General features: G+C 47.1%; 3 protein-coding genes. All 3 read left to right on the top strand.

The annotated features are described in order from the left end of the window. Positions 1–392: 392 nt before the first annotated feature. The 3 genes from cobU to QT974_RS31950 all read left to right on the top strand — a co-directional run bounded on the left by cobU (position 393) and on the right by QT974_RS31950 (position 4,006). On the top strand, positions 393–965 hold the full coding sequence (gene cobU / locus QT974_RS31960) for a bifunctional adenosylcobinamide kinase/adenosylcobinamide-phosphate guanylyltransferase (protein WP_333472390.1): 573 nt from the start codon (positions 393–395) through the stop codon (positions 963–965). Positions 966–1,237: 272 nt separating this feature from the next. Beyond that, entirely contained in the window at positions 1,238–1,660 is a 423-nt protein-coding gene (locus tag QT974_RS31955; RefSeq protein WP_333472389.1) for a hypothetical protein, read from the top strand. A 279-nt stretch (positions 1,661–1,939) separates the two neighbouring features. Next, the gene (locus tag QT974_RS31950; protein ID WP_333472391.1) at positions 1,940–4,006 is read left to right on the top strand and encodes an ABC1 kinase family protein; all 2,067 of its coding nucleotides are present in this window, start codon (positions 1,940–1,942) and stop codon (positions 4,004–4,006) included. The last annotated feature ends 148 nt before the right edge of the window (positions 4,007–4,154 follow it).

Genomic DNA, 4,154 nt, shown 5'->3' with positions numbered 1-4,154 from the left:
CGGGTGCATCTGGCGCAAGGCAAATATGTTTGTAGGGGCGAAGCATGACCGCATTAAATATGAGATTATAACTAATAACTTATCTGCGGTCATGCTTCGCCCTCTCCTCAAAAGTGAGATGCACACAATCCCCCAATCTAAAAATTGTACAGCGAAGTAGAAGTATCTAAGCCTGTACCTCACATTTTTGAGAAAGGCTATAGGAGTTTTTGCCTGTAAAAAAATGTGAGGATAGCTTAAGAAAGAGCGAGGATTTTTTTGTGAAGGTAAGCAAGGACAAAATACCGTAAAATCAAAAATAAAGGCAATGGAGATAGGGAATAATTTACCCAAGCTACTTTTAAGAGACTATATGGTAAAGTGTTGGATATTTTGTAGGTAAATGCTGACTGATGGCTAACTTGAAACCGACTGCATCGAGACAATTAATCTTAGTAACTGGGCCGGCCAGAAGTGGTAAAAGTGAATGGGCGGAAACTCTGGCTGTGGATTCGGGAAAACAAGTAATCTATGTGGCTACGAGTAGGGTTGATGAAACTGATTTGGAGTGGCGGCGCCGCCTGGAAGTGCACCGAAATCGCCGCCCGACAGATTGGCTAACTCTGGAAGTGCCGATCGAACTATCAGCAGTTGTACAAAGCGGTAAACCGTCGGATTGCTTGTTGATCGATTCGGTGGGAACTTGGACGGCAAATCTTTTAGAACAAGAGTCTGCTGTTTGGGATAGTTCGCAGCAAGATTTGCTCGCAGCTTTGAAGTCGGCGGCGGCTGATGTGATTTTGGTAGGGGAGGAAACCGGATGGGGTGTTGTGCCTGCTTATCCGGCGGGACGGCTGTTTCGCGATCGCCTCGGCACTCTCGTCCGCCAGATCGGGGCGATGGCCGATGCTGTTTATCTCGCTACGGGTGGTTATGCCTTGAATCTGTGCGCTTTGGGTACGCCGCTACCGCCGCGGAAAAATTAACAGACACAGGGGCGATCGACAACCCAGCAAAAAAACCGCTTCTGTGCCCGCACTTTGAGCTAAATTTTCAGCTATAATCATAACTAAGATTCCAATCTCAAAACAGAGATAAATTACCCAAAAAACTATTCCCTCCGGTAATCAGCACAACAATGAGAGACGGGAAATAGCGAAGTTTTGAAAGGTAAAACATAAAATGTCTCTTGAGAAAGATGGCAAATTTTAACGGAAATTCTAAAGTTACCAATTAGTTGCAGGGCTAACTAAAAGTTATGGCATCACACAGTGAAGTGAGAAAATACATTGCTTACTGGTTTCAGTTAGGCAAAAAAGTATTAATTCGCAACGGTTCGGAAGCGCTGCTGCCCAAATCGGTAATTGCGGGCGATCGCTACAGCACCGAATTTGAAGAATCCTGGGAAAAAATCATTTCCCCAAAAAGCGGAGACTGCTACCTGCAAGGTACCAACGAAACAATCGCCCAACTGCTAACACCAGCATGGGAAATCAGTCCCTGCGCCCGCTGCGCCATGCCCGTAGTGTTACCCCAAAACGCCATGACGCCCGAGTGCTGTCCCTGTAACGACTTACCAAACTGGCCCGATACCGAAAATCCCCAACCCCGATCGCCCGTGAGTACAAAATTGCAACTCTCAGGCATTCGCGATCGGCTGCTGGGAGCCAGCGGGGAGTAAAGAGAGAGGGGAAGAATGGGATAGGCCCAGAGTGGGAGAATACGCGCGGGTGGCCAGAAACCGGGTTTTTCCCGAAAAGACGGGTTACGAACCCTAGATCAACTAAAAAACCCGGTTTCTTTGGTCTGAGCGCATAATTCCTGGACTATTGACTATTGACTATTGACTAATGACTGCTGACTAATGACAACCGACTTCGGTTTTATATCTTAAAGCAGTGGTGAGAAGGCGACAAATTGTTACAATGTGTTTACAATGCTTCACACTAGGTCTGAGTTTATGGATGTCAAGACGGTATCGCCAGCCTCCCCGGTAACTTACTCTAATTCAGGGACTCACGCTGCACTCGGCAATCTCCAAGAGGTAGAAACAGTTCCCCTGCAAGTAGTACAAGTAGAACTAGAGACAGTGGCGGTCACTCCCGAACCGCTGAAATCTGCCAAAGATATCGCTTACGAGTTGGCAGGAGAAGCTGTGCGCTACGATCCAGTGGCGATCGCAGCCCAGTACCGCAATCGCCCCCTGCAAGTCTGGAGACGGCTGTCGAGCGTTGTTTGGACATTTTTTAGCTTTGCCTTCAGTTTGTGGTTTGACAAAAAGACAGGCCGCACCGCCGCCAACGAAAAGCGCCGCGCCGCCCGCCTGCGAGAAATTCTCAGCCAACTCGGCCCAGCTTTTATCAAAATCGGACAAGCACTCTCAACTCGCCCCGACTTAGTGCCGCCGGTATATTTAGAAGAACTAACCACGCTGCAAGACCAATTGCCAGCTTTTCCCAACGAAGTAGCGTATCAATTTATACAAGAAGAATTGGGCGCGCATCCCAAGGAAATTTACGCCGAAATCACCGCAGATCCGATCGCCGCAGCATCTCTCGGACAAGTCTACAAAGGCAAACTCAAAACCGGGGAAATCGTCGCTATTAAAGTACAGCGACCAGGTTTAGCCGAAAACATCGGCTTAGATATTTACATCCTGCGGCGCGTCGCACTTTGGGCGCAAAACAACTTCAAAATCATTCGCAGCGACCTCGCAGGGATTATGGACGAGTTGGGCGAGCGGATTTACGAAGAAATGGACTACACCCACGAAGGACAAAATGCCGAACGCTTTGCTGAACTCTACGGGAATCTGAAGGATATTTACGTTCCCAAAATTTATTGGCAATATACTCGCCGCCGCGTGTTGACAATGGAGTGGATCACTGGCGTTAAACTCACTAATTTGGAAGCCGTCAAGGCTCAAGGAATTGACGCTCCTTACTTAATTGAAGTGGGGGTGCAGTGTTCTCTCAGACAGCTTCTAGAACACGGTTTTTTTCACGCTGACCCGCATCCCGGCAATCTTTTGGCAACTCCTGACGGTCAGTTGGCTTATCTCGATTTTGGGATGATGAGCGAAGTCAAACCCTATCAGCGCTACGGTTTGTTGGAAGCTGTGGTGCATTTGGTGAACCGCGATTTTGAAGGTTTGGCGAGAGATTATGTGAAGTTGGAGTTTTTAACTCCTGATACCGATTTGACGCCAATTATTCCGGCTTTGGCTGGGGTGTTTAATAATGCTTTGGGTGCTAGTGTTGCGGAACTCAATTTCAAGAGCATTACTGATGAACTTTCGGCGGTGATGTACGAGTATCCTTTCCGAGTTCCAGCTTACTATGCTTTGATTATTCGATCGCTCGTTACGTTAGAAGGGATTGCAATTAATGTCGATCCAGAATTCAAAGTGCTGAGCAAAGCTTATCCTTATGTAGCAAAACGGCTGTTGAGCGACCCCGCACCGGAATTGAGAGCATCCCTGCAAGATTTATTGTTCAAAAAAGGCGAATTCCGCTGGAATCGCTTAGAAAACTTGCTGAACAATGCCCGGGAAAGCGATGATTACGATGTGAGCAAAATCCTCAACCAAGCGTTAGAGTATTTATTTTCTCAGAGAGGAGATTTCATTCGCGATCGCATTGTAGCTGAATTGGTGAAAAGTCTCGACACGCTTTCGAGTAAAGCTTTTGACAATGCTAAATCTGTAGTCGGTGAATGGTTTGGAGTCAAGGCTGTACCTGTGGTTTCACCAACCGAACAACAAAACTTAGAACATATCAAGCGAATTTGGGATATTTTGCAATCAACTCCGGGTTTTGACACTATGAAAGTATTGCAGCTACTGCCGCAGTTGTTGGTAAAACCCGAAGTGCAGAATATGGGTCAGAAAGTGGTAGGGGGTTTAGCTCAAAGAGCAGTTGCTAGGTTAATTCGCGAGTTTTTGCTGGCCTCGGAACCTGCGGCTCTTCCCGAGAATGTAGCTTATCCTAAGAGTTCGCCTCAGTTGTCTTTACCGGCGGCGAAGTAGTCAGGATTAGGGCGCCGAGAGGGTGTTTTTAATAGACAAGATTGCAAAAATAAGTAGAAACGGGCGGGTGCATCTCAATGAGTGCAAATATCTTCGTAGGGGCGAAGCATTTCGGCAGTAAATCTCTGCTTATCACTAATAAATTGTC

This window comes from Microcoleus sp. BM001215392, assembly GCF_036700185.1.
In the GTDB taxonomy this organism is placed as follows: Bacteria; Cyanobacteriota; Cyanobacteriia; order Cyanobacteriales; family Microcoleaceae; genus Microcoleus.
Note: the sequence above shows the minus strand (reverse complement) of the source record. Positions and strands in the feature narration are given on the sequence as shown.

Bases quoted from the DNA above. Each gene is read 5' to 3' on its own strand.
- cobU (WP_333472390.1), top strand. From the start codon at position 393: ATGGCTAACTTGAAACCGACTGCATCGAGACAATTAATCTTAGTAACT.
- QT974_RS31955 (WP_333472389.1), top strand. From the start codon at position 1,238: ATGGCATCACACAGTGAAGTGAGAAAATACATTGCTTACTGGTTTCAG.
- QT974_RS31950 (WP_333472391.1), top strand. From the start codon at position 1,940: ATGGATGTCAAGACGGTATCGCCAGCCTCCCCGGTAACTTACTCTAAT.